This window comes from Solibacillus isronensis (assembly GCF_900168685.1).
In the GTDB taxonomy this organism is placed as follows: Bacteria; Bacillota; Bacilli; order Bacillales_A; family Planococcaceae; genus Solibacillus; species Solibacillus isronensis_A.
On record NZ_FVZN01000014.1, the window covers coordinates 1,989,979 to 2,014,458 of the forward strand.

Below are 24,480 nucleotides of genomic sequence, written 5' to 3' on the forward strand. Positions count from 1 at the left end.
CCTTATTTCGTAGCTACTTTTGGTAATACGATTTTTTTGTTGTTGCGAGATTCTTTATATAAAACAACCGTCAACCCGATCAGTTGAACAAGCTCGGCACGTGTACCGGCTGCCAGTTCTTCCGCCACGACATTTTTGTCTTCTTCACAGTTGTCTAAAATGCGTACTTTAATAAGTTCGCGTGCTTCCAATACATCGCGTAATTGTGCAATCATTGCATCATTTACGCCACCTTTCCCAACTTGGAAAATTGGATCTAAGTGATGTGCCTCAGCACGTAAAAAACGTTTTTGTTTACCTGTTAACATAATTTCCTCCTAATTGCGCCGTTAAACGGGCAATCATTGCATTTGTATTTGGATAATGACCTAACCAGTGTTCGTAAGCAATCGCACCTTGATGCACGAACATGCCTAACCCATTGACAATTGTCGCCCCTTTTTGCTCAGCCGCTTGCAAAAATGGCGTCATTAATGGATTATACACAATATCTGCAGCAATTGCGCCTGCCGGGAACTTTTCAAGCGAAAATGGTAATGCAAAGTCGCCCGTAGTCATTCCTGCTGGTGTTGTTTGAATAAAAATTTCATAATTGGCCATGCTTTGTTCTGCTTCTTGCATTGAAACAGCTTGGCCAGCATGTAATTCATCAATAATTTGCTGTGCTTTTTCAACTGTCCGGTTGGCAATTGTTATATTCGTATAACCTGTCAGTTGAAGGGCAAATGCAATACCACGGGCTGCGCCACCTGCTCCGATCAGTAAAACCGGTGCATTACGTTTTGTCGTACCAATTACATGCTCAAGTGATTTCACAAAACCCGGACCGTCCGTATTATAGCCTTTTAATTTACCTTCTGCAGTGCGCACGACCGTATTGACCGCACCCATTTTTTCGGCAAGTTCATCCAGCTCATCCAAGAACGGAATGATCGCTTGTTTATGCGGAATCGTTACATTCCAGCCGCTTGTCCCTAACAGTTTGAATGATGCAACAGCTTGTTGTAGATGTTCTGGCTTCACGTGTATCGGGATATACGTTGCATCCACATTCGCTTCTTCATACCATGCATTATGCATTTCCGGAGATTTTGACTGTGCAATCGGATCCCCAATAACCGCAAACCACTTTTTCATCGACAATTCCCTCTTTCCTACTACCGTTCATTCACTGTAAAATAACTGACTTGATAAAAAGAAGGCGAATTTGCCCGCCTCCCCTTTATTCCAATCAACTAACTTCAGATGATAAAATTCCATTCAAAATCTGATGAATTATTAAATCAACGATGGACGAATGAATACTTCTACGCCTTTTGGTGCGTGTGCTGCTACGACAACATTGGCATGCTGTACTGTAATCCAGCCTAATCCTGAAATAACTACATCTGTTTTCGGTTCTTTGATCGAAAACTCGTGACGCACTAATGGCGGTAATTGATCAATATGTTTAGACGTTGGAGGTGCCAGTAACTCACCTTTATGTTCTTCATATAATTGATCCGCACGTTCCAGCTTCGTACGGTGGATCGGCAAATCATTTGCAACATGTACAGTAAATGCCGAACGCTCTCCTTGAATAAAATCAAAACGGGCAAGAGCACCGATAAATAGTGTTTGTCCAGGATTTTGCTGATACACTTTTGGTTTAATTTCTTTTTTCGGCATAATATATTTTAATTCACTCGAATCGATATGGTGTGCCATTTGGTGGTGATTGATAATACCAGGTGTATCATATAAAGATGATCCGTCATCAAGCGGAATGCCAATCATATCAAGCGTAGTTCCCGGGAAATGAGAAGTTGTAATAATTTCTCCCTCACCTGTAGCTTGCTTAATAATACGGTTAATAAACGTCGATTTACCGACATTTGTACAACCTACAACATATACATCTTTGCCGTTACGGTATTCTTCAATCGCTGCAACGACTTCCTGCATGCCCATTCCTTTATGTGCCGAAACAAGCTTCACATCAACCGGCTTTAATCCAAGTGCTTTCGCTTCACGTTTTAACCAGTTGATTACTTTCTTTTCTTTTACCGATTTTGGTAAAAGGTCTGCTTTATTTGCTACTAAAAGAACCGGATTATTTCCAACGAATCGGTGTAAACCTGGTAGCCAGCTGCCATTGAAATCGAAAATATCCACGATTTTCACGATCAGACCTTGCTGTTGACCAAGACCGTTTAAAATACGTAAAAAATCATCATCCGTTAAGCTAACAGGTTGGATTTCATTATAGTTTTTTAAACGGAAACAACGTTGACAAATAATCATTTCCTTTTCCAGCGAGGATGCAGGTGCATACCCTAATCCATTTTTATCTTCAGTTTGAATCACTGTTCCACAGCCAATACATTGTGGCATTTCATTCATTCACTATTTCCTCCTAACTACTATTGCACCTTCATGCAAAAAAACTTGGGTCGCTTTTTAGTCTTCCCAAGGATACTTTCCTTTTCGCTTTAGATCGTTATATACACGACGTTCGACGAAGCGGTTAAATTTTGTAACGAGTCCATCAGAGTCAGCAACAGGACGTACTAAAAACGTATAAAGTTTTTGACGTTTTGCACCCATCACATCTGTTAATAGCTGATCTCCCAGCATCGCAACTTCATGGCGACGTAGACGCAGCTGAACAAGGGCCGCATAATATGCTGCACCTAATGGTTTTTTGGCACGGAAAATAAACGGTATGCCGTGCGGTTCTGCAAACTGGCGCACCCGTGCTTCATGATTGTTTGAGGCAATAATAATTTTTATGCCTGCTTCACGCATCATTTCAAACCATTGTACAAGCTCTTCCGTTGCATCAGCACGGTCCCATTCAACAAGCGTATTATCTAAATCTGTTATGATCCCTTTAATGCCTAAATCCTTTAATTTTTCCGGTGTAATTTCATATACACTGCGAATAAATTCATCTGGTAATAAAAAGTTGTACAAAGCCGTAACCCCTAACTCAAAATTTATTTATTCATTATACCATAGTAGCAAAGGCTTCTCCCATTTTTATCTTCGCCCCATTTGTAACATTCTCGGTAAATTCAATAGCATTTTGTTCAAATAACATCACAACGGTTGAGCCAAAAGCAAAATAGCCGACTTCTTCCCCTTTTTTCCACTGTGTTGACGTATTAGTAAGTTCAATTGAATTCACAAAAGTCGCTCCTACTTTAATGAATGCTGTATAATGTTGTTTTTCATAGTTAATTTCGCTAATCATACGATAATTATGACTGATTGGCTTTTTTCCATATTGTAAGCCCATCTGGTTGACTGGATAAGACTTTTGCCCAAGTATGTATTGTCGCTTAACAACACCATCAATCGGGCTATGGATACGGTGATAATCTGCAGGACTCAAGTAAAAAACAATATATTTGCCATTATTATACCTCTTTGCCTGTGTTTCATTTCCCATTAAATCAATTAAAGAATACGGCTTATTTTTCACAGTAAACATTTCCTGATCCTCAATATTGCCGAATGCTTCTATTTTTGCATCAACAGGACTTGCAAATATATTTTTGCGAACATCTACCGGTCGCACTTCTTCTTTCAACTGCCGAACAAAAAAATCATGCAGGCTAGTAAATTCTTTTGGAGATTTTGAAACTTCTTGTATGTTAATTCCGTATATTTGACTATAGCTACGAATAAAATTTTTACTTAAACGTGATTGTGCGATCTGTTGTAAAATTTTCGAAGAGATTTTACCATTTGATAGTTCTATCATATTCCGGTATAATTTTTCCTTCATTCTAGGTCCTCCGTTAAGTATTGAATAAAAGTAAATTATATAATGACTGGTCGAACAAAGATAGGTCTTATTATGAATTAACTATTACCTTTTTTTAATAGAACAAGTATAATAGAATATAGCCGATGTGCAAGGGAGTGTTTTCCAATGTTTCTACTTCAAAAAGTTGATTCAACGTTTAAAAAAATAAAAGCAAATGCTGCTAATATTATTACAATTACAAATATGTCGTTTGGTGGGGCTGCAATTATGGCTACACTAAATGAGTATCATAGCTACAGTGTATTATTAATTTTTATCGCTGCTTTTTTAGATCGGTATGATGGAAAAGTTGCCCGTAAATTTAATCAGGAGTCCGAATTGGGAAAACAGCTTGATTCCATGGCGGATATTATTTCTTTCGGTGTAGCACCTGCCCTGTTAATGTATGAAATGGCATTAATGAATGCAGGATTTACAGGTATGATGATGCCAGTATTATTTATTGCTGCTGGTGCGTTGCGTTTAGCTCGATTCAATGTGATGGATTCAACAGGTTATTTTGTAGGACTGCCGATTACAGCGGCGGGTACATTACTAACTATTTCTTATTTCTTTACAAATATGTTATCCGAAACATTTTACTTAATTCTTTTCCCTGTGTTGGCACTATTGATGGTAAGTACGTTTACATTAAAAAAAGTGTAAGAGCAGAAATATCGCTCTTACACTTTTTTCATTTCTGCGCAAAATTCATCATATACTGTCGAAAAGATGAAAGGATGTTAATTGCTTGAGCGGTTTTGTGACAGCATTGGTTCAACTTTGGCTTGAGCTTCCCGCATTATTAGGCTATTTAAAAGGGCAGACGTTTTATAAACCGTTATCACGCGAGGAAGAGGAAGAAGTCATCAATCGTTTTATTAAGGGGGATGAAAGCGCTCGTGTCGAATTAATTGAGCGAAATATGCGTCTAGTTGCACACGTCGTAAAAAAATTCCACCCTTCACACGATTTGCTTGATGATTATATTTCAATTGGCACGATTGGTCTTATGAAAGCCGTAAGCAGTTTCACACCAGAAAAAAAGACCCGTCTCGCCACATATGCCGCCCGATGTATCGAAAATGAAATTCTGATGCATCTTCGTGCACAAAAAAAAGTGCAAAAAGATGTCTCGTTATTTGAGCCGATTGGTGTCGATAAAGATGGGCAGTCTCTTCAAATCCGTGATTTACTGCAGCTTGACGAACCTTCAACAATTGAAAAAATTGAACGACAGGAGGATTTTGCCCAGCTGTATCGCTATTTGGATACATTAGATCCACGTGAACTTGAAATTATTTCCTACCGCTATGGACTTCAAAACTTCGACCCGCATACCCAAAAAGAAATTGCCAAAAGGCTTAATATTTCGCGAAGCTATGTTTCACGCATTGAAAAACGGGCACTTATTAAGCTTTATCAGCAGTTTAAGCATGGAGAGAAAGAATAAGCCATATGAAAGGCAGGTATATTTCCATCTAACAATAAAGAAAAATGCCCAATCCTTTAATGTGATTGGGCATTTCTACGATGATTCGAATTATAGTTTTGTAATTGCGTTTAATACGATTTCTGTTGAGTGTTTCGCTGCAACAGGTAAAAACTCATCAAATGACATGCTCGATTCTTGTCCTGCAATGTCTGATAATGCACGAATGACAACAAATGGTGTATTGAATTGATGGCATACTTGCGCTACAGCCGCCGCTTCCATTTCCACGGCTTTCATTGTAGGGAAATCTTTTCGCACTGCCTCAACACGCTCAGGGTTGCTCATAAATACATCGCCTGAACAAATAAGGCCTACACTGTAATTATGCTCTCCCACTTCTTTAACAGCCTGTTTGGCAACTTCCATTAATTGTTCATCTGATTTATAAGCTGAAGGCATCCCAGCCATTTGACCGATCTCATAGCCAAAAGCAGTAACATCCACATCATGATGACGTACTTCATCCGAAATGACGATATCCCCAACTTTTAATGCTGCATCAAAACCGCCGGCAGATCCTGTATTAATGACAACTTTCGGATTAAATTTTTCCAATAGGATCGTCGTAGACATTGCCGCATTCACTTTACCGATACCGCTTTTTAACAGTACGACTTCTTTGCCTTCATATGTACCTGTTGTGTATTCACTGTTTGCTATTGTTTCTGTTTGCGTATTTTGTAGAGCACCGCGTAATAATTCTACTTCCTGCTCCATTGCACCGATTACTGCTATTGTCATTTATTCATTCCTCCAATTAAACTTGCTAACTATTCTTCCTTATTGTGAACCTTCTAATGTTGTTAAAACTTCTACTTGAACCGGTTTCCAGCCTTCATTGTCAACCCATTCTATACTTACACGGTATTTTTGCTCTTTGTCCATCGATGTGACAACGGCAATTGCACTTTCCGCACTACCGTTATTATTTACACGCAGAACAATACTGTTTTCCTGCTGTAGATCGATGACACTAAAAATTGCTTTTAGTTTTTCTTCGTAATCAATATGCCCTTTTTCATATGTCGACACATGTTCACCTGTTTGTGCCGTCGGATAGGCCGGCCAATTCGGATTTGTAATGACTTCTTTTACTGACGGATCATCGGAAGGACTTACCATGTCACCAGATTCAGATGTTGGCTGTTCGTTTTCAGTTTCATCTGTAACGGTATCTTCCTCTTCTACATCTTCCAGTACAGTTGTTTCTGTTTCATTATCTTCCGTTTCTTGCCCAGCGTCATCTTCCGGGACATCAGTTGCTACTTCTGCCGCCGAATCTTGCTCAGCTTCGTTTTTAGGTTCTGACTCTTGTGTAATAATAAAAATTAATGTTGCCACAATTAACACAGCGACAATAGCGATTAAATAATTTAATCTTTTATCCGCTTTTTGAAATTTCGTCTGTTTTGTTTTTTGTTCAGCATACTGTTGTCGTGTTTGAAATCGTCTTTTACGTTCCATTTCAATTCCTCCTATGCAAACCTATTTTAGCATTAGAACAGTGAAGGTTGCACGGAAATTGAACATCGGAAACTCTTCCAAAATTATCAACATAAGAAAAGCAGCTAGCAAGTTGATGCTAACTGCTCATAAATTATTTTACTTCTAAAATAATAACTTCCATTTCCCCGCCTGGTGTAGTCAGTTTTACAACATCATCCACATGCTTGCCCATTAAAGCTTTAGCAATCGGAGAGTCATTTGAAATTTTACCTTCCATCGGATCAGCTTCAGCTGAACCAACAATTGTGTAAGATTCTTCAAAGTTTGCGCGTTTACCGTTGATCAATTCATCAAATGTAACTGTTTTACCTAAAGAAATTGTATTTGATGAATCGTCTTCTGTAATAATGACAGCATTACGCAGCATTTGCTCGATCAATGAAATACGACCTTCCACAAATCCTTGCTCTTCTTTTGCTGAATCATACTCAGAGTTCTCAGAAAGGTCACCGAAGCTGCGTGCTACTTTAATACGCTCTACTACTTCTGGACGCTTTACTGTTTTTAATGTGTTTAATTCATCTTCTAGTTTTTGTTTTCCATCAAGTGTCATTGGATATTGTTTTTCGTTTGACATTATTCCCACTCCTTAGTATTAACTTGAAAACGTTTACTTTTGGCGTTTTCTATTTCTATTTCTAAAAAAATACGTATAAATTTAAAAGTTATTTTCACGTATTTTGTTCATAAATAACAGAAAACCCGACTACTAGTTTACGGTATGTGTAAATCCCTTCTTTTAGAAGAAGTTTACACCGTAATACGGGCAGCCGAATTTTATGATTAATTATTTATGTTGTTCTATCAATTTAAAATGTAATTAATGTAAATACTACATCATCATATTACAAGTTTGATTCAGTTTCAAGAATTGTTTTTATTTTCGTTACCATTAAGTCAATTGCAACGTTATTTTCCCCGCCTTCAGGGATAATTACATCTGCATAACGCTTAGTCGGTTCGATAAACATATTGTGCATTGGACGCACTGCTGTTAAATACTGATCGATTACCGAATCAGCTGTACGGCCACGCTCTTTAATATCACGTTGAATGCGTCGGATAATACGCAAGTCAGAGTCCGTATCAACAAATAATTTAATATCCATTAAATCACGCAGACGCTCGTCCTCCAGCACTAAAATTCCTTCAACGATGATTACATCTTTAGGTTCTACATGAATGACTTCATCAGAACGTGTATGCTGTACATAATCATAGACCGGTTTTTCCACTGATTCATAAGCAAGTAGACGATGAATATGTTCGATCAGCAAATCATTGTCAAATGCAAGCGGATGGTCATAGTTTGTTTCCAGACGCTGTTCAAACGTCATATGGCTTTGGTCTTTATAATAATAATCCTGTTCGATTACAACTACTGAATGTTCACGAAATACATCGTATATAGAACGTGTCACGCTCGTTTTACCTGAGCATGAACCACCGGCAATTCCGATTACAACTGGACGGTTTGACATTTAATTATTCTCCTTTCGCATCATATCAAAATGTGATAATGAGCGATCAACTTTAAATTTAACGATTTGTAGTGGGTGGCGGGCAACATCTAGTTCATTGCCTTTTTCATCCCAAAGCTGGCCAACCGTCATTTTGAATGTATCCATATTAGGGCCGAAAAATTCAACCGTATCGCCTGACTTGAAATAGTTGCGTTGTTCCAATGTAACCATTTGTGTTTCGGCATCATAATCCATTACAAAACCAGCAAAATCCCACTTCATTTTATGTGAATGGAAACCAAACATTTGTTGTTTATAGCTTGGCTCACCTTCAAAGAATGACGAAGCAGTTGCACGGTTTGCACAGCGCGCCAGTTCTTCCAGCCATTCTTTTTCGAATGTAAAGTTTTCCGGGTCTGCACAGTATGCATCGATTACTTTACGATAAACGGAAATAACCGTTGCGATATAGTGAATTGACTTCATCCGGCCTTCCACTTTTAATGAATCAATCCCTAACTCAATCATGTGAGGAATGGATTCGATTAATTTCAAGTCTTTCGGGCTCATTGCAAACGGTGCTTCACCTTCGTTAAACAATGCTACTTCTTCACCGTCGTTATTTTCATATAAATCATAATCCCAACGGCAAGACTGACAGCAGCCGCCACGGTTTGAATCACGGGCCGTCATATGGTTTGAAAGTGTGCAGCGTCCGGAATAAGCGATACACATTGCACCGTGCACGAATGCTTCGATTTCAATGTCTACCTCTTCTTTCATTTTGCGCATTTCTTCCCCGCCAACTTCACGTGCTAAAACAACACGTTCCAAACCTTCTTCTTTCCAGTACTTTACCGCTTTCCAGTTGGATAAAGACTGTTGTGTAGAAAGATGGATTTCTAAAGAAGGGGCGCACTTTTTACAAGTTTCAATAATTAACGGGTCTGCAACGATAATTCCTTTTACGCCTGCTCCCTCGATTGCTTGCAAGTATTCTTCCAAACCATCCATATTTTCGTTATGCGCGAAAATGTTTGTTGTTACATATACAACGGCTCCGTATTTGTTGGCAAATTCAACGCCTTCCTTCATTTCTTCAATTGTGAAGTTCCCTGCGTTTGAACGTAAACCAAATTCCTGGCCACCGATAAATACAGCGTCAGCACCGTAGTGTACGGCTACTTTTAATTTTTCCAAGCTTCCTGCTGGTGCTAGAAGCTCTGGTTTTTTCGTAATTACTGTTTTTCCGTTAATAGTTTCACGGATCTTTTCATTTTGAATCAATTGTAGCATACTGCGTTCGTTCTCCTTCCTAGTAGACTGTTTCCTTGTAGATGAAGCCAGTATCCAGTGGACGTAACGCTGGCTGAATTGCTTCGATTTGCTCAAATAGCTCGGATTTAATATCATCGTACGCATCTTCGCCTTGATCAAAATACGTATCAATTGCTTGACGGTAAAGCTTTGTAACCGTCACCGTATAATCAAACGTTTGAAGAACACCATCAATTTTGAATGAATCGATACCCGCCTCAAACAATTCATTTAACTCTTCGATAATGCACATATCATTCGGAGAGAAAATATGTGTGCCATTCATATCCTCATAGATTGGATATTTATTTTTACGTTCTTTATCGTGAAGGAACATATTTTTGTTTTCTTTACGGTTTTCGATTTCCATTGCTTCGTCACGGTACAGGAAATAGTTTCCTAAAAGTGAGCGCTTAGATTGGAACATACAAGTCATACCATGAACTTGAACTTCGATTTCATGCTTTGTATTTTCTTTAATTTCAAGTACTTCATCGACTGAAAGTTCACGTGCCAATACAGCACGCTTACTTCCGCGTTCACCCCAATAGTTCACTTGGAAGAAGTTTGTTGCAGTCGTTTCCGGATTCCAATGCAACGGAATGGTTACATTGTTTTCACGCACTGCAATAATTACTGCCGGGTCCCCGAATAATAATGCGTCTACCCCGATACGCTGCATCTGTACTAAATATTCATCCAATGCATCTAAACGATCGTTGTGAAATAATGCATTGACCGCTACATAAACCTTTTTACCAGCAGCGTGAATCAGCTTTGTTGCTTCTTCCACCTGTGCTACTGTAAAATCTCCAGCTAAACGTAGGCCAAATTTTTGTTCACCGATCACGAAAGCATCTGCACCTGCCTGAAGTAGTGCTGTAATATGCTCTATGGATTGTGGTGTTACTAATAATTCTGGTTTTTTCACACTAATCACCTCTTCAAACAAATTAACAAACCATCACCGACAGGGAAAAAGGCACTCGAATAATCCGGATGTGCCATGATCCAGTCTGAAAATGTTTTTAAGTTGCGGATCATCGTTCTTTTTCTTCTAGGTACTTCTTTTATATCTAAATCTGATAATCCGTGCATATACATATTATCGATGTATAAAACGCCACCCGATGGAACGAGTGTTGCGTATTTTTCGAAAAACTTCATGTATTGCCCTTTTGCCGCATCAATAAAAACAGCATCAAAAGTAGTAGGAAGTGTTTCCATGTCTACCTCTAACGCATCGCCCTCTATTACTTGTATGCGGTTTGCCACCTCTGACCTTGCAATGAATTCCTTGGCATACTGAACTCGCGACAAATCGCGTTCTATCGTCACAATATGACAATCCGGCAACGCTTGAGCCATTCGTATAGCCGAATAACCAATTGCCGTTCCAATTTCCAAAATTGATTTCGGATTTTGAATGCGCAAAATTTGATTCAGTGACTCAATCCCGGCAAGCTGCATGATCGGAACATGATTCTGTTCTGCGAAGCGTTCCATTTCCATTAGTAATTCATCACGTTCAGGAATGAAGGAAGCAATATAAGCGTCTGATAATTCCATTCGTCATTCTCCCTTTACCTGGTTGTTTGCGCACATCTTTCATTCACAAGAAAAAAGACGAAACGAAGATGTTTGCGCCTACAAAATTGTTATATAAGGACAAAAAATCACAATTTATAATAGCATGAAAAGAAAAGGAATGCGAACAATTTACTGAATTCCAACGTAAAACGGAAATTTCAAGCCATTCGATTCCTTTTCTACAACTTAACTTTCTTAACGTAAATATTTTTCGATGTTCGCTAAATGTTCATCATACGTTTTAGCAAAATGATTGATGCCTTCTTTATCTGCCAGGAAGTATAAATAATCTGTTTGTGAAGGATTCAACGCCGCTTCAATTGATGTTTTTCCTGCTCCTGCGATTGGTCCTGGAGGTAATCCAACATTTTGATACGTATTATACGGGTTGTCCACTTCCAAATCTTCATACAGCACGCGGTCTTTATGCGAGCCTAATGCATACAGTACGGTTGGGTCTGTCTGTAAAGGCATCTCAATTTCCATACGGTTATAGAATACACTGGCAATTGTTTCGCGATCTGTTTGCGCAGTTGCCTCTTCTTCAAGTAATGATGCAAATGTCAGCAATTCATGAACCGATGTTTCGCGTTCTTCCAATAGAGGAGTATATTCGGAAACAATGGTATTCATCGCAGAAAGCATTGTACCGATAATTTCCTCAATCGTTGGGTTTTCCTCAAAGAATGGATATGTTGCCGGATATAAATAACCTTCTAACGGATTACGGATATTTTCCTTTAAAATAGCTTCTGACAATAAATCAGGATATTCAGTGATTAATTGCTCAATATAAGAGGCATCCGTCACTTTTTTCATGAAGTCCTCTGCTTTATGAGAAGTATTTTTCTGTACCACATCAGCTACTTGCTCGAGCGTTAATCCTTCTGGTACTGTCATTGTAAATACAGGCTCGCGATACACACGACCTGTCTTTAAGCTTTCAATAATTTCATCGAGTGTCATGGATTTCGTTAAAGAATAACTGCCGGCTTGGAATTCCGATTCATTTTTAAATTTAGTGTAATATTTAAAAATCTGCGCATTCTTTACAATGCCCTTATCTTCTAGAATAGTTGATATTAATGTAATACCTGACCCCATCGGAATTTCGACTTCAACTTTTTCGTTCGATTCCGGGTCCATTGGTTCCAATGCCGATGTCACATAGTTGTAACCTACGAAACCGACAATGGCAATAATCAGAAGAGCGACAAGCGCGATGATTCCCACAATTTTACGCACCGTTTTAACTTCTCCTTTACGCTCTTTCATCTTATTGAACATTTCTTGCTTCTTATTTTCGTCTAGCACGGGAGTCCCCCCTTTTTCTCTTCCATAATGATACATAAAAATCTCTTTCGACACAATATAGAGCCACGAAAGGTATGGAAATTCTCACTATTTGCGACGTTTTATAATAGAAAATGTTCGTTTTTGTCTATTTTTGAACAAATAAAAAAACCTCACTGTCGTATAAATCGACAGTAAGGTTCTTAAAATTAGTTTTGCGCTAATGAATTTAATACTTGTTCTACCATTTCCCACTCTTGATCTGTTTCGATAGGAAGCAAGTCTGCTACTTCACCCTTATCACCAGCAATATAAGCAGAAGCGTATACTTCCTCCAGTACAGGTTCATCGTCTTCCATAATTGCATAGAATAAGTAATTTTTGCCGTTGCTTTCGAAGCGGTGCAATATTTGGCACATAACTTCTTCATCATCTTCATTCGTGATTGTGAAGTAATTTGTCTGATCCGAGCCAAATTCCGCAAGTACGGTATTCATAACTTCTTCAACCATTGCCCACTCTTCATCTGTTTCAATATCCGAAAAGCCGCTCATTTCGCCATTCTCATCAAGTACATAGCGAAGTGCAGAAATACCTGCTTCTTCATCACCGATTAATGAGAATAAAACATAAGAATGCTCTTCCGAATCAAATGTAAATACAACGCGGCATTGCTGCTCTCCACCGTCTTCTTTTTGCAAAATAAAGATATTTTCTTCCATACTAATTCCTCCCAATGAATGAATAAAACAGAGCAGGTTCATCACCCACTCTGTTTTTATCGTGTTAAATGAATTATTCTTCTTCGCCTAATTCGTCTTCAATCTGATTTAATACTTCTTCGATTAAATCCCATTCTGCTTCTGTTTCGATCGGCGTTAATTCACCATCTTCACCGTTTTCAGCAGGAACGAATGAAGAGGCAAAGATTTCTACTGCGCCATCTTCATCTTCTTCTGCGCCTACTAAAGAATATAATACGTATGATTTACCGAACTCTTCTGAATCGAAAGTGTGTAAGATTTCGCAAAGTTGTTCGTTGCCGTTTTCATCGACTACTGTAATGTGATTTTGTTGTTCTGACATGATCGTCACCTCTTCATAATATTTAGGCATTGGTGCCTGTTGCTGCTCAATTCATTATACATAAAGCCTTTTCGGATAAGTACAAAAAAGCCTCATGTGGAGCAACTTTAGTTTTTACTATCTAAATAACCTTGTAAAATCATGACAGCAGCCATTTTATCAATAACTTGCTTTCTTTTTTTACGGCTTACGTCTGCTTCGATCAGCATACGCTCAGCAGCCATCGTTGTCATACGCTCGTCCCAAAGCTTAACAGGAAAACCGAATGTATCTTCCAGGAGCTTTTTATAGCTTTCGGAAGCTTCACCTCTGGGACCGATTGTATTATTCATGTTTTTCGGATAGCCTACAACAAATTCTGTTACATTGTGTTCCTTTACAAGCGCTTTAATACGTTCAATACCAAATTCGCCTGCCGCTTCATCGATTTTAATTGTCTCGATTCCTTGCGCTGTCCACCCTAGCGCATCGCTAATTGCAACGCCGACTGTTTTCGAGCCGACGTCTAAACCCATAATTCTCATTTATCCGCCTCAGTATTCTTTCTAATATAAAATCTAACGAGTTCCTCTAAAATCTCGTCACGTTCAAGCTTGCGGATTAAATTACGTGCGTCCTGGTGGCGAGGGATGTATGCCGGATCGCCAGATAATAAATACCCTACAATTTGATTTGTTGGATTATACCCTTTTTCCTCTAAAGCCGTATACACCTTCAGCATCACTTGCTTTACTTCTTGTTCCATGGATTCTTCTGGAAAACTGAATTTCATTGTTTTATCGAAAGAACTCAAGACCAGCACCTCGCTTTCAGCAATGAGGAGATGGAGCACACTCTCCCATCTCCATTTATATCATTATAACTTATTCCTGCAAGCACTTCAAATATGCCAGTAGTAAAATTTAGATGTTTAGAAAGATTTTACATGTTCGTAAACTGCATTTAACGCTTCTTCCAGTTTAGCAGCATCTTTTGCACCGGCCATTGCCATATCCGGACGACCGCCGCCTTTACCGCCGCAAGCTTCAGCAACTTGCTTCACAATATTCCCTGCGTGGTAGTCTCCACCTACGATATCTTTCGTTACACCCGCGCATAACATTACTTTCTCGCCATCGACAGCACCAAGAACAATAACAGCTGAATCCATTTTTTCTTTTAGATCATCCATCATTTGGCGTAATTGATTATTGTCTTTTGCTTCTACACGAGTTGCAAGTACTGTCACATCACCAATTTTTTGTGCGGCATCCAATACTGCGCCAGCTTGTGCATTTGCAATTTTTTGAGACAATGAATCATTTTCGCGTTGAAGTTCTTTGTAATCTGCTTGAAGTGTCGCCACACGAGTTGCCACATCTTTAGCATTTGCTTTTAAAAGCCCCGCTGCTTCATTTAAGATCGCTTCTTCTTCTTTAATCGCTTCGTATGCCGCTTTACCTGTAACAGCCTCGATACGGCGTGTACCTGCACCAATACCGCTTTCAGATACGATTTTGAAAATGCCGATTTCAGATGAACGGCTTACATGTAGTCCACCGCAAAGTTCGATTGAGTAGTCTGAAACGGCTACAACACGGACAACATCACCATATTTTTCACCGAATAATGCCATTGCACCCATCGCTTTTGCAGAATCGATATCCATTTCCTGAATAACAACTTCGATATCTTCCCAGATTTTTTCGTTCACTGCACGCTCAACTTGCGCAAGCTCTTCTTTCGTTGCAGCACCAAAGTGAGAGAAGTCAAAGCGTAAACGGTCCGGTCCTACATAAGAGCCTGCTTGTGCTACATGGTCACCTAACATATCTTTTAATGCACGGTGCATTAAGTGTGTTGCTGTATGGTTTTTAAGGATTAATTTACGTTTTGCTTCATCTACTTTTGCAGTAGCCATATCACCGACATTCATTTCACCTGATTCAACTACAACTGTGTGCAATGGCTGACCATTTGGTGCTTTTTGAACATCTTTTACGAGGGCAGTGAATCCGTCTGCTTCAATGATACCAGTATCTGCAATTTGTCCACCCATTTCAGCATAGAACGGTGTTTCGGATAGAATAACTAACGCTTCTTCACCTTCAGAAGCAGTTGAAGTTTCTTGTCCGTTCACTACAATAGCAGCAACTTTTGCAGAAGCTTCAAATGCATCATAAATAAATGTAGATTGCTGTGTTAAATTTGACAGCACTTCATTTTGCACTTGCATTGAATCCACATCAGCACGTGCATTACGTGCACGCTCACGCTGTTGTTCCATAGAAGCTTCAAAACCTTCATGGTCAACTGTCATGCCAACTTCTTCGGCATACTCTTCTGTTAACTCAATCGGGAAACCGAATGTATCATATAGACGGAATGCATCAGCACCAGGAATAACAGTTTCGCCTTTTGCTTTTTGGCTTTCTGCAACTTCGTTGAAAATTGCTAATCCGCCATCAAGTGTTTCATGGAAGCGTACTTCTTCGTTTTTAATAACACGTTGAATAAATGCTTCCTTTTCTTTTACTTGCGGATAGAAATCATGCATAATCTCTCCGACAGTCGGCACTAATTCAAACATAAACGGCTTTTCGATGCCGATTTTTTTCGCATATCGAACAGCACGACGTAATAGACGACGCAATACATAACCGCGGCCTTCATTTGATGGCAATGCACCGTCTCCGATAGCAAATGCTACTGTACGGATATGGTCGGCAATTACTTTAAATGGTGTATTCACATCTTCAGTTGATCCGAAAATTTCATTTAAGTCCACTTCATGCGGACGTTTGTACGTACGGTTTGCAAAAGTTTCTGTTTTTTCAATGATTGGCATGAAAAGATCTGTATCAAAGTTTGTTGGTACGTTTTGTACAACAGAAACGATACGTTCAAGACCCATACCTGTATCGATGTTTTGCTTTGGAAGTGGTGTATATGTGCCATCCGGATTATGGTTGAATTGAGAAAATACAAGGTTCCAAATTTCAAGGTAACGCTCGTTTTCCCCGCCTGTGTACATTTCTTCCGCCGGTGCACCAACACCGTACTCTTCACCGCGATCATAGAAGATTTCAGAGTTTGGACCAGATGGACCTTCACCGATATCCCAGAAGTTGCCTTCAAGTCGGATTAGGCGCTCTTTCGGAATCCCGATTTCGTTGTGCCATACGTCATATGCTTCCTGATCTTCAGGGTGGATTGTTACCGATAACTTTTCAGGATCGAAGCCCATCCATTTTGGATCCGTTAAAAACTCCCAAGCGTAATGAATCGATTCTTTTTTAAAGTAATCCCCGATAGAGAAGTTCCCTAACATTTCAAAGAATGTATGGTGACGCGCTGTTTTCCCTACGTTTTCGATATCGTTTGTACGAATTGATTTTTGTGCGTTAGTAATACGCGGGTTATCTGGAATAATACGTCCGTCAAAATACGGTTTTAATGTCGCCACCCCTGAGTTGATCCATAAAAGTGACGGGTCATTAATAGGAACTAATGGTGCTGATGGTTCAATATGATGCCCTTTTTCTTTAAAGAAATTCAAATAAAGACGACGAATTTCAGAACCTGTCATAATTTTTGTTGTCATGATACTTTTCCTCCTAATTTTTGTTGAAGTCGATGAATTTTGGTACGAATTAATTACACCTTCACGTAAATAAGTGCTTCGTTCACCGGAAATCTTAATAATCCGCTGAATAAAACAAAAAAAGCCTTCATCCCGGTAAAGGGACGAAGACTATTATCTCGTGGTACCACCCTAATTTATAATGCGCTGTGCATTATATCTCAAGTGCTTGTAACGTAAGCAAACGGCAGTGATTAGCTGCACTCTGGAGTAGCTTTCAGTATTTATTCGGGGAGATTTTTTCAGCCGGGAAATCTCTTTCTGCTCACGAAGTCCATACGTACTTGTTCCATCATCGTTTTCATTTTATTATGCTCTTCATTATAAAAAATAGACTTCGTGCTGTCAATCGGCATTCCTTAATAATTAAAACGTTTTTTCGTCAGTAAAATTAAAAGGATTGCAGGCACTGTACATATGATCATTCCTAAGAACGCCAAACCTGGCTCGATTTCATAAAGTGCACCACCCAATAATGTAAGAATCGCTGCACTTAAACTCATTGCAAGTGCCGAATAAATCCCCTGTGCATTTGGGATCTGCTCCTGTGGCAAAGCTTTGGAAATATAGCGGATAAAGGCATAATGCGCCATTGCAAATGACAGGGCGTGAAGTGCCTGAGATATGATAAACATCGGCATATTCGGAAATGCGTACACCAGTATCCAACGAATGCTTGAACCAATTGCCGCAACAAGCAATAATGAAGATGGCTTCCATTTCGTTAAAATTGTATCGGCCTTATAAAAATAAAGAACTTCAAATATTACTGCGACATTTAAAATCATACCGATATAAAACGGATTTACATTCAGATCCTGCAAATAAATATATCCATAGTTATAGTACGATGCGTGTGCCCCCTGAAGTAAAATGACGACAAACAATACGATGATAAAGCTTTTTACTTCAAATAGCCCTTTCATTGAGAGCGTTTTTCCATTCTCTTTTACAGGCACTAAACTTAAAACTTGAGGTGCAGGCATGAATTGAATGATAAGAAGTGCCGCTAAACCTAAAATCATCATCCATAATATCATTTGCTCCCCGTACATCCCGCTGATCATACTGATGATTAATACAGCGACAACAAACCCAAACGATCCTAACGAACGCGCTTTCCCATAATGTATCGATCCATGTTGCATTAATGTGGAAGCACTGCTCTCAACAGCCGGCAATAATGCCGGGTAAAAAGCACTGAACAGCAACGTCATTAAAAACAAGCCGCCGAATGAATTAATCGGTATGTATAGCAGCGTCACAACTAATGAACTTGCCGTAAAAAAGATCAGCACATTTTTGTTGCTCATCACTTTAGAAACAAACGGGAAAATAAACATCGTTGAGATGGCCCGTGCAACCAGTCCAAAGCCCATTATGATACTCGCTTCCGAAACCGTAAGCCCTTTATCGTTAATAAGCCAACCTGTCCAATATGGCAGGAAAATACCCCATGTAATAAAGAACATAAAGAAGTTTTTCGCGAGCCAACGCTGATTATTCATAGTCTTCATCCTTTTTAGTTTTTATTAAGTTGAATATTAACATGAGAAATACTACAATAATGTGAGAAATCTCATATTTTACTGGAAGGAGTTGCTTTATAATTTGAGAAAGTTACCAATAGATGAAAGTCTATCATATATCGAACAATATCCGATTTCCCAATATTTTTCGTTTGATATTGTGCCATATATCCATGTGTATGAATTCGATAAAGGCGAATTTATTTTCCATGAGCATTCCTTCCCCGACTATTTGTATTACATGGTTGAAGGGAAAGCTAAATTATATATTACCCATAAAAACGGGAAAATTTCGCTCATCGATTTTATTACGGCTCCAACATTCATGGGTGAAATGGAACTGTTAAATGCTGAACGCTATTCAAAAGGCATTCAAACTTTATCAAAGTCAGTATGTTTTGCGATTTCGATACAGGAAGTGAAGGAAAAATTATTGGCAGATCCTGTGTTTCTGAAAATGCTCTGTATTTTTTTAAGTCACAAAGCAACGACAGCAACAGCAAAATATACACAAAATCAGGTCTATCCGCTGGAAAACCGATTAGCCTCATTCATTCTACTATCTTCAGATCAACAATTCTATAAAGAAAAACATACTGAAGTATGTGATTACTTAGGGGTATCTTATCGCCACTTGCTATTTGTCCTTGCACAATTTAGCGAAGCCGGCTATATAACGAAGCAAAATCGCGGGTATGTTCTGACGAATCGGTCTGAACTAGAAAAACTTGCATCAGAAATTACGTATTAAAAAAAGACTGCGCTAAAATATTTTTAGCACAGTCTCTGAAATATATTAAATAAACATACCAGCAATTGCAGCTGATAATAATGATGCCAATGTACCTGCAGCAACCGCTCTAATAGCAAGCTGTGCAATCATCGGACGTTTATCCGGTGCCATACCACCTAAACCACCGATTAAAATACCCATTGAGCTTAAGTTTGCAAAACCACAAAGTGCAAACGAAATAATAATGGCTGTTTTGTCAGAAAGCTCGCCGATAACTGGACCGAAGTTAGAGTAGGCAACAAATTCATTTAAAATTAATTTTTGACCGATAAATGAACCTGCACGTACTGCTTCATCCCAAGGAACACCGATTAAAAATGCTAACGGCGCAAATACATAACCTAAAATGCCTTCAAGTGTTACATTATCAAAACCGAATAATCCTGTAATTCCACCTAAAATACCGTTTAATAAGGCAATTAATGCGATGAAACTTAATAGCATTGCCCCAACGTTTACAGCTAATTTCAATCCGTCAGATGCACCTACTGCTGCTGCATCAATAACATTTGTAGCTTCAGAATTACGTTCTAATTTAAAGTCATCTTCATTTACTTCTTCTGTTTCAGGAATCATTAATTTCGCCATTACCAGTCCAGCTGGAGCAGCCATGAAACTTGCCGCCAGTAAGTATTCAAGTGGAACACCTAATAATGAATAACCAATTAATACCGAACCCGAAACCGATGCAAGTCCACCTGTCATAACAGCGAACATTTGCGATTTCGTCATTTTATTTAAAAATGGACGAATTACAAGCGGTGCTTCTGTTTGTCCAACGAAAATATTGGCAGCAGCGTTTACTGATTCCGCTTTTGTTGTACCTAACACTTTTGATAAGAAACCACCAATAATCTTAATGACAAATTGCATAATCCCTAAGTAGTAAAGGACAGAGATTAAAGATGAGAAGAAAATAATAATTGTTAATACGCTCATCGCGAATACAAATCCAACATTATCCGGATTTGCTAAACCGCCGAATACGAAGTTAATCCCTTCATTGGCATAACTAATCAGCTTCTGAACCCCTTCAGAAAGTTGCATAAGCTTTTCGCGGCCAAAAGACCACTTTAATACGATAAATGCAAAAATCAACTGGACAACTAATCCTGAAATAATAATTCTCCATTGAATTGCTTTACGGTTATTCGATAACCCGATGGCAATCAGTACGATTCCCAGAATACCTATGATTCCCCATACGAAATCCATGTATGTGCACCTTCTTTTTTAGTTTTGAAAACCTTTTCATTTTGTAATATTTGACATCAAACTTCGGACGTCATATAAGTTTTTTTCATACTAACATATCCACACAAATAATATTAATTAATAGTTTCTTTCAAAAGTTCTGATTTTTCCGCAAAAAGTTATCATTTTTTTATTATGCCCCGTTTTGATTCAAACTTTTATTATATTTAAAACATCTTCCCTCTACCTTTGAACATAAACACATCATTTAATAAATTTGTCCAAAATAGTACATTTCCATGAGCAAAAAAAAAACTAGCCATTCCCATTCAAACATGAACGAAAATGGCTAGTTCTATTCTTCATTGAAGTCGTACGGCGAAATATTTGCCATACCAATTAATGGATGAATATATGGTGCTGTTTCTGCCGTTAAGTGATTTGGCAACGTTTCGCCGATTTTATGCGAAGCCGAAACATTCAAGAGACCAAGCTGCTCTGTAGAAGGATTTTGCTTCACTTCCTTAACGGACGCTTTTACCTCTTCTGTTTCCGGCAACTCTTCTGTCTTTTCAGCAGTAATAAATTCAGGATTTAATCGTGCCTTTAATGTTGTTAATCGAGTTAAATCATCTGTTTTCGCTAAACCATTCGCTAATACATCCGGCTCACCGCATAAAATTAAAAAGTTTTTGGCACGTGTAATACCCGTATACAGTAAATTTCTGCGAAGCATTTTCGAGTAGCCGCGGACAATCGGCATAATGACCGTTTGAAATTCCGAGCCTTGTGATTTATGAATTGAACAGCAATAGGCCAATGTGATCTGGTTTAGATCTGCACGCTGATATGTTACTTCAATCCCATCATAGCTGACGATAAGCAAATCCTGCTTTTCCACTGTTTCCTTTGCACGGATTATGGAAATCACTTCACCCATATCCCCGTTAAATACATTATTGTCCGGTTGATTCACTAGCTGTAGTACTTTGTCTCCGATACGGTAAATCGTATCACCGAAAACAAGTTCCTTTCTTGTCCCATCATTTGGATTGACAAGCTGCTGAATTTCTTTGTTTAAATTATCGATGCCTGCAGGACCTTTGTACATCGGCGCCAACACTTGAATATCTCGAATTGCCTGTCCTTTTGCAAGCGCACCTTTTACAACTTGAGTGACAACGCTCGTTACTTGTCCGGCTCCTGCCTGAATAAACGAACGGTCCGTTGTTTTTGCAGTCAATGTATCCGGGACTTTGCCTTTTTTAATTTGGTGAGCCATTTCGATAATTGTAGATCCTTCAGCCTGACGGTAAATATCCGTTAATTCAACAGTCGGAATTTGTTTGGATGCAAGCAAATCCTTTAATACTTGCCCTGGTCCAACAGGCGGTAACTGATCCTGGTCCCCTACAAAAACGACCTGTACATCTTCATGCAGTGCTTTTAAAAGCTGATGTGCCAGCCACGTATCCACCATAGACATCTCATCGATAATGATGAGTCGCCCTACAACTTCGCGCTCTGTTTCTTCATCCTTTTCCTGCCCATTAAACCCTAATAAACGGTGTATTGTCATTGCAGGTAAGCCAGTCGATTCCGCGAGTCTTTTCGCTGCGCGTCCTGTAGGTGCTGCAAGGACAATCGGAAACGGTTCCTCTTTTTCGGCATACGTTTTTGGATTTAATGATAACCCGTGAAGCTCCGCATATACTTCGACCAAACCTCGGACAACGGTCGTTTTTCCCGTCCCCGGTCCACCTGTTAAAATCATCACCGCGGAATTGATCGCCGTCTCAATCGCCTGTGCCTGTGTAGGTGCATATGTCACATCATACTGTTCTTCAATATCGCCAATCGCTTTTCGAATTTCATCTTTCGAAAAACTTTCGGCCATTTTATTTTTTTCTTTCAGTTCATTAATCTTGCTTGCAATGCCCACTTCACTGAAATAAAGTGAAGGCAAGTACATGCGTGTTTCTTCACCGCATATTTTCGAATCCTCTCGCATTTCGATAGCCGCTTTCGAAATCGCTTCATATGGAATTTCAATGCGCTGACTTTGTTCAAGTATATCTTTCACCATCGGAAGCACCATTTCCGCATCCAAATAAACATGTCCTTCAGATAATGCTGCATTCGTCAGTACATGAAAAATCGCTGCTTTTATTCGATCCGGATGATTCCCTGTTATCCCGAGCTTTGCACCTAGTTCATCCGCACGTATGAATCCGACCCCTTCCACTTCCTCAATCAATCGGTAAGGGTTTTCTGTCAGCAGCTGAATTGTTTCTTCACGATACGCCTGATAAATTTTCATCCCGAGCTGTGGTCCGAAGCCCCAATCGTTCAGCCGTACCATCACCCGTTCCAATCCAAGGTTTTCCTCGATCGTTTGGCGAATATGTAATTTCTTTTCAGCAGATAAGCGGGGAACAGCATCAAGTGCTGATGGATCCTCCAGTATTTTTGTGAGGGCATCCATTCCAAGCTTTTCAACGATTGTCTCTGCCGTTTTTCTGCCGACCCCTGTAAACAAGTCACTTGATAAATAATGGACGATCCCCTGCTCTGTTGTCGGCACTTCTTTTTCAAATGTGTCAATTTGAAATTGCATCCCGTATTTTGGATGACTTTTTAACTGCCCAGTAAAGCGGTATAGTTCATCATTTACTAATTGAGGAAAATAGCCAACTACGATGATTTCTTTTTCGTCATACTGAATATTTGTTTCTTGAATTTTGACACGAACAATGGAGTACATATTCGTTGAATTATGAAAAATTGTTACAATTGGTCGACCTAAAATAAAGAGCTTATTTACGTCAAACAAATTTAGATTTTCCGCCATTTTCATGCCACGCTTTCTTATAAATTGTAAGCCCATTTTATCATACCGATTAAAGCATGTCCTACAATAATGCAAACAAGCCATCACGTCTGATTTTTCTATTAATTTAGCACACTAAAATGTTATGATACGTATAGAATGTAAGAGAAAGTAGTGAAGAACATGAATTTTAGACCTTGTATTGATTTACACGACGGAAAAGTGAAGCAAATTGTCGGGAGCACTCTTGGCTATGACAATAAAGAAGTAGTTGAAAATTTCACTTCTGACCAGGATTCCTCGTTTTACGCTTCATTATTTTTGCAAAACAAACTGACGGGCGGACATGTTATCATGCTAGGTCCCGGCAATGAAGAAGCGGCGATTTCTGCATTGGAAGCATATCCGAACGGTCTTCAAATAGGCGGTGGAATTACTGCAGACAATGCACAAAAATATATCGATGCTGGTGCCTCGCATGTCATTGTGACATCTTATATTTTTCATGACGGGCAGCTAGATATGGATCGTCTGCAGCAATTAGTAAAAAAAATCGGCAAAGAAAAACTTGTCCTAGATCTGAGCTGTCGAAAACGTGATGGTAAATGGTATGTTGTAACAGATAAATGGACAAAATTCAGCGACTTCGAAGTAAATGCGCAATCGATTAAGAAAATTGAAGAATATTGTGATGAACTGCTCATTCATGCAGTTGATGTAGAAGGTAAACGCAGTGGGATGCAGGAAGATTTAGTCCGTGATTTGGCGGAATGGACATCGATTCCAACAACATATGCTGGAGGTGTACGTTCAATTGATGATTTGAAAAAATTCGAATCACTTTCAAATGGCAAATTGCATGTAACAATCGGCAGCGCCCTTTCCATCTTCGGCGGTGACCTGGACTTCCAAACAGTAGTGAATTATTGCGAAGGTATTGAATAACCTGCACTTTTCAATGAATTCCGT

General features: G+C 39.1%; 25 protein-coding genes. 4 read left to right on the plus strand and 21 right to left on the minus strand.

Features of this window, described 5'->3' with window-relative positions; all coding sequences use genetic code 11:
- Window positions 1-2: 2 nt before the first annotated feature.
- From yhbY to B5473_RS18695, 5 genes are all read right to left on the minus strand, one after another.
- Window positions 3-308: a ribosome assembly RNA-binding protein YhbY gene (yhbY, locus tag B5473_RS18675; protein ID WP_008407625.1), complete on the minus strand. Its 306-nt coding sequence runs from the start codon at window positions 306-308 to the stop codon at window positions 3-5.
- The gene (gene aroE, locus B5473_RS18680; protein ID WP_079527940.1) at window positions 295-1,137 is read right to left on the minus strand and encodes a shikimate dehydrogenase; all 843 of its coding nucleotides are present in this window, start codon (window positions 1,135-1,137) and stop codon (window positions 295-297) included. Before aroE ends, yhbY begins: the two co-directional genes overlap by 14 nt.
- A 141-nt stretch (window positions 1,138-1,278) precedes the next feature.
- Window positions 1,279-2,382 (minus strand): ribosome biogenesis GTPase YqeH, encoded by a 1,104-nt coding sequence (yqeH, locus tag B5473_RS18685; protein WP_079527942.1) that lies wholly within the window; start codon window positions 2,380-2,382, stop codon window positions 1,279-1,281.
- Between the two features lie 57 nt (window positions 2,383-2,439).
- Window positions 2,440-2,955 carry a YqeG family HAD IIIA-type phosphatase gene (locus tag B5473_RS18690; protein ID WP_008407628.1) on the minus strand — a complete coding sequence of 172 codons (516 nt, stop codon included), beginning with the start codon at window positions 2,953-2,955 and terminating at the stop codon, window positions 2,440-2,442.
- Window positions 2,956-2,989: 34 nt separating this feature from the next.
- Window positions 2,990-3,772, minus strand: a complete 783-nt coding sequence (locus B5473_RS18695; protein WP_079527944.1) for a phosphatidylserine decarboxylase — start codon at window positions 3,770-3,772, stop codon at window positions 2,990-2,992.
- A 147-nt stretch (window positions 3,773-3,919) separates the two neighbouring features.
- On the opposite strand from B5473_RS18695, the gene pssA reads away from it, so the two are divergent.
- Together pssA and sigK are read left to right on the plus strand one after the other, a co-directional pair.
- Entirely contained in the window at window positions 3,920-4,459 is a 540-nt protein-coding gene (gene pssA, locus B5473_RS18700; protein ID WP_079527946.1) for a CDP-diacylglycerol--serine O-phosphatidyltransferase, read from the plus strand.
- Between the two features lie 85 nt (window positions 4,460-4,544).
- Window positions 4,545-5,246 (plus strand): RNA polymerase sporulation sigma factor SigK, encoded by a 702-nt coding sequence (sigK, locus tag B5473_RS18705; protein ID WP_079527948.1) that lies wholly within the window; start codon window positions 4,545-4,547, stop codon window positions 5,244-5,246.
- 90 nt (window positions 5,247-5,336) lie between these two features.
- On the opposite strand, the gene mtnN is transcribed toward sigK, so the two are convergent.
- The 14 genes from mtnN to B5473_RS18775 form a co-directional block, all read right to left on the minus strand.
- Window positions 5,337-6,029 carry a 5'-methylthioadenosine/S-adenosylhomocysteine nucleosidase gene (mtnN, locus tag B5473_RS18710; RefSeq protein WP_079527950.1) on the minus strand — a complete coding sequence of 231 codons (693 nt, stop codon included), beginning with the start codon at window positions 6,027-6,029 and terminating at the stop codon, window positions 5,337-5,339.
- 39 nt (window positions 6,030-6,068) lie between these two features.
- Entirely contained in the window at window positions 6,069-6,752 is a 684-nt protein-coding gene (locus B5473_RS18715; protein ID WP_079527952.1) for a YrrS family protein, read from the minus strand.
- A 133-nt stretch (window positions 6,753-6,885) separates the two neighbouring features.
- Window positions 6,886-7,371 carry a transcription elongation factor GreA gene (greA, locus tag B5473_RS18720; RefSeq protein ID WP_079527954.1) on the minus strand — a complete coding sequence of 162 codons (486 nt, stop codon included), beginning with the start codon at window positions 7,369-7,371 and terminating at the stop codon, window positions 6,886-6,888.
- A gap of 268 nt (window positions 7,372-7,639) precedes the next feature.
- Window positions 7,640-8,275, minus strand: a complete 636-nt coding sequence (udk, locus tag B5473_RS18725) for a uridine kinase (RefSeq protein WP_079527956.1) — start codon at window positions 8,273-8,275, stop codon at window positions 7,640-7,642.
- Window positions 8,276-9,553, minus strand: a complete 1,278-nt coding sequence (locus tag B5473_RS18730; RefSeq protein ID WP_079527958.1) for a peptidase U32 family protein — start codon at window positions 9,551-9,553, stop codon at window positions 8,276-8,278.
- Window positions 9,554-9,572: 19 nt separating this feature from the next.
- The gene (locus B5473_RS18735) at window positions 9,573-10,505 is read right to left on the minus strand and encodes a peptidase U32 family protein (RefSeq protein ID WP_079527960.1); all 933 of its coding nucleotides are present in this window, start codon (window positions 10,503-10,505) and stop codon (window positions 9,573-9,575) included.
- 5 nt (window positions 10,506-10,510) lie between these two features.
- Window positions 10,511-11,143, minus strand: coding sequence for an O-methyltransferase (locus B5473_RS18740; RefSeq protein WP_079527962.1), 633 nt, complete (start codon window positions 11,141-11,143; stop codon window positions 10,511-10,513).
- 216 nt (window positions 11,144-11,359) lie between these two features.
- Window positions 11,360-12,478, minus strand: a complete 1,119-nt coding sequence (mltG, locus tag B5473_RS18745; protein WP_079527964.1) for an endolytic transglycosylase MltG — start codon at window positions 12,476-12,478, stop codon at window positions 11,360-11,362.
- Between the two features lie 188 nt (window positions 12,479-12,666).
- The gene (locus tag B5473_RS18750; protein ID WP_079527966.1) at window positions 12,667-13,179 is read right to left on the minus strand and encodes a DUF1292 domain-containing protein; all 513 of its coding nucleotides are present in this window, start codon (window positions 13,177-13,179) and stop codon (window positions 12,667-12,669) included.
- A 73-nt stretch (window positions 13,180-13,252) separates the two neighbouring features.
- Complete coding sequence (locus B5473_RS18755; RefSeq protein WP_079527968.1) at window positions 13,253-13,543, minus strand: DUF1292 domain-containing protein; 291 nt, start codon at window positions 13,541-13,543, stop codon at window positions 13,253-13,255.
- A 107-nt stretch (window positions 13,544-13,650) separates the two neighbouring features.
- Entirely contained in the window at window positions 13,651-14,067 is a 417-nt protein-coding gene (ruvX, locus tag B5473_RS18760) for a Holliday junction resolvase RuvX (RefSeq protein ID WP_079527970.1), read from the minus strand.
- Window positions 14,064-14,336 carry an IreB family regulatory phosphoprotein gene (locus B5473_RS18765; RefSeq protein WP_014823361.1) on the minus strand — a complete coding sequence of 91 codons (273 nt, stop codon included), beginning with the start codon at window positions 14,334-14,336 and terminating at the stop codon, window positions 14,064-14,066. The genes ruvX and B5473_RS18765 overlap by 4 nt, the downstream gene beginning before the upstream one ends.
- A gap of 117 nt (window positions 14,337-14,453) precedes the next feature.
- Entirely contained in the window at window positions 14,454-17,126 is a 2,673-nt protein-coding gene (gene alaS / locus B5473_RS18770) for an alanine--tRNA ligase (protein WP_079527972.1), read from the minus strand.
- A gap of 398 nt (window positions 17,127-17,524) precedes the next feature.
- Window positions 17,525-18,673: an MFS transporter gene (locus tag B5473_RS18775; protein WP_079527974.1), complete on the minus strand. Its 1,149-nt coding sequence runs from the start codon at window positions 18,671-18,673 to the stop codon at window positions 17,525-17,527.
- A 103-nt stretch (window positions 18,674-18,776) separates the two neighbouring features.
- On the opposite strand from B5473_RS18775, the gene yeiL reads away from it, so the two are divergent.
- Complete coding sequence (gene yeiL / locus B5473_RS18780) at window positions 18,777-19,445, plus strand: transcriptional regulator YeiL (protein ID WP_079527976.1); 669 nt, start codon at window positions 18,777-18,779, stop codon at window positions 19,443-19,445.
- 45 nt (window positions 19,446-19,490) lie between these two features.
- Here the strand turns inward: yeiL and B5473_RS18785 are convergent, their stop codons facing one another.
- On the minus strand, window positions 19,491-20,702 hold the full coding sequence (locus tag B5473_RS18785; protein ID WP_079527978.1) for a NupC/NupG family nucleoside CNT transporter: 1,212 nt from the start codon (window positions 20,700-20,702) through the stop codon (window positions 19,491-19,493).
- 334 nt (window positions 20,703-21,036) lie between these two features.
- The gene (gene recD2, locus B5473_RS18790) at window positions 21,037-23,532 is read right to left on the minus strand and encodes an SF1B family DNA helicase RecD2 (protein ID WP_079528806.1); all 2,496 of its coding nucleotides are present in this window, start codon (window positions 23,530-23,532) and stop codon (window positions 21,037-21,039) included.
- A gap of 162 nt (window positions 23,533-23,694) precedes the next feature.
- On the opposite strand from recD2, the gene hisA reads away from it, so the two are divergent.
- Entirely contained in the window at window positions 23,695-24,456 is a 762-nt protein-coding gene (gene hisA / locus B5473_RS18795; RefSeq protein ID WP_079527981.1) for a phosphoribosylformimino-5-aminoimidazole carboxamide ribotide isomerase, read from the plus strand.
- Window positions 24,457-24,480: the final 24 nt, after the last annotated feature.

Bases quoted from the DNA above. Each gene is read 5' to 3' on its own strand.
- B5473_RS18730 (WP_079527958.1), bottom strand. From the start codon at position 9,553: ATGCTACAATTGATTCAAAATGAAAAGATCCGTGAAACTATTAACGGA.
- B5473_RS18740 (WP_079527962.1), bottom strand. From the start codon at position 11,143: ATGGAATTATCAGACGCTTATATTGCTTCCTTCATTCCTGAACGTGAT.
- B5473_RS18695 (WP_079527944.1), bottom strand. From the start codon at position 3,772: ATGAAGGAAAAATTATACCGGAATATGATAGAACTATCAAATGGTAAA.
- greA (WP_079527954.1), bottom strand. From the start codon at position 7,371: ATGTCAAACGAAAAACAATATCCAATGACACTTGATGGAAAACAAAAA.
- B5473_RS18750 (WP_079527966.1), bottom strand. From the start codon at position 13,179: ATGGAAGAAAATATCTTTATTTTGCAAAAAGAAGACGGTGGAGAGCAG.
- B5473_RS18715 (WP_079527952.1), bottom strand. From the start codon at position 6,752: ATGGAACGTAAAAGACGATTTCAAACACGACAACAGTATGCTGAACAA.
- yqeH (WP_079527942.1), bottom strand. From the start codon at position 2,382: ATGAATGAAATGCCACAATGTATTGGCTGTGGAACAGTGATTCAAACT.
- B5473_RS18755 (WP_079527968.1), bottom strand. From the start codon at position 13,543: ATGTCAGAACAACAAAATCACATTACAGTAGTCGATGAAAACGGCAAC.
- pssA (WP_079527946.1), top strand. From the start codon at position 3,920: ATGTTTCTACTTCAAAAAGTTGATTCAACGTTTAAAAAAATAAAAGCA.
- alaS (WP_079527972.1), bottom strand. From the start codon at position 17,126: ATGACAACAAAAATTATGACAGGTTCTGAAATTCGTCGTCTTTATTTG.
- yhbY (WP_008407625.1), bottom strand. From the start codon at position 308: ATGTTAACAGGTAAACAAAAACGTTTTTTACGTGCTGAGGCACATCAC.
- ruvX (WP_079527970.1), bottom strand. From the start codon at position 14,067: ATGAGAATTATGGGTTTAGACGTCGGCTCGAAAACAGTCGGCGTTGCA.
- recD2 (WP_079528806.1), bottom strand. From the start codon at position 23,532: ATGGCGGAAAATCTAAATTTGTTTGACGTAAATAAGCTCTTTATTTTA.
- B5473_RS18785 (WP_079527978.1), bottom strand. From the start codon at position 20,702: ATGGATTTCGTATGGGGAATCATAGGTATTCTGGGAATCGTACTGATT.
- hisA (WP_079527981.1), top strand. From the start codon at position 23,695: ATGAATTTTAGACCTTGTATTGATTTACACGACGGAAAAGTGAAGCAA.
- udk (WP_079527956.1), bottom strand. From the start codon at position 8,275: ATGTCAAACCGTCCAGTTGTAATCGGAATTGCCGGTGGTTCATGCTCA.
- aroE (WP_079527940.1), bottom strand. From the start codon at position 1,137: ATGAAAAAGTGGTTTGCGGTTATTGGGGATCCGATTGCACAGTCAAAA.
- mtnN (WP_079527950.1), bottom strand. From the start codon at position 6,029: ATGACAATAGCAGTAATCGGTGCAATGGAGCAGGAAGTAGAATTATTA.
- B5473_RS18775 (WP_079527974.1), bottom strand. From the start codon at position 18,673: ATGAATAATCAGCGTTGGCTCGCGAAAAACTTCTTTATGTTCTTTATT.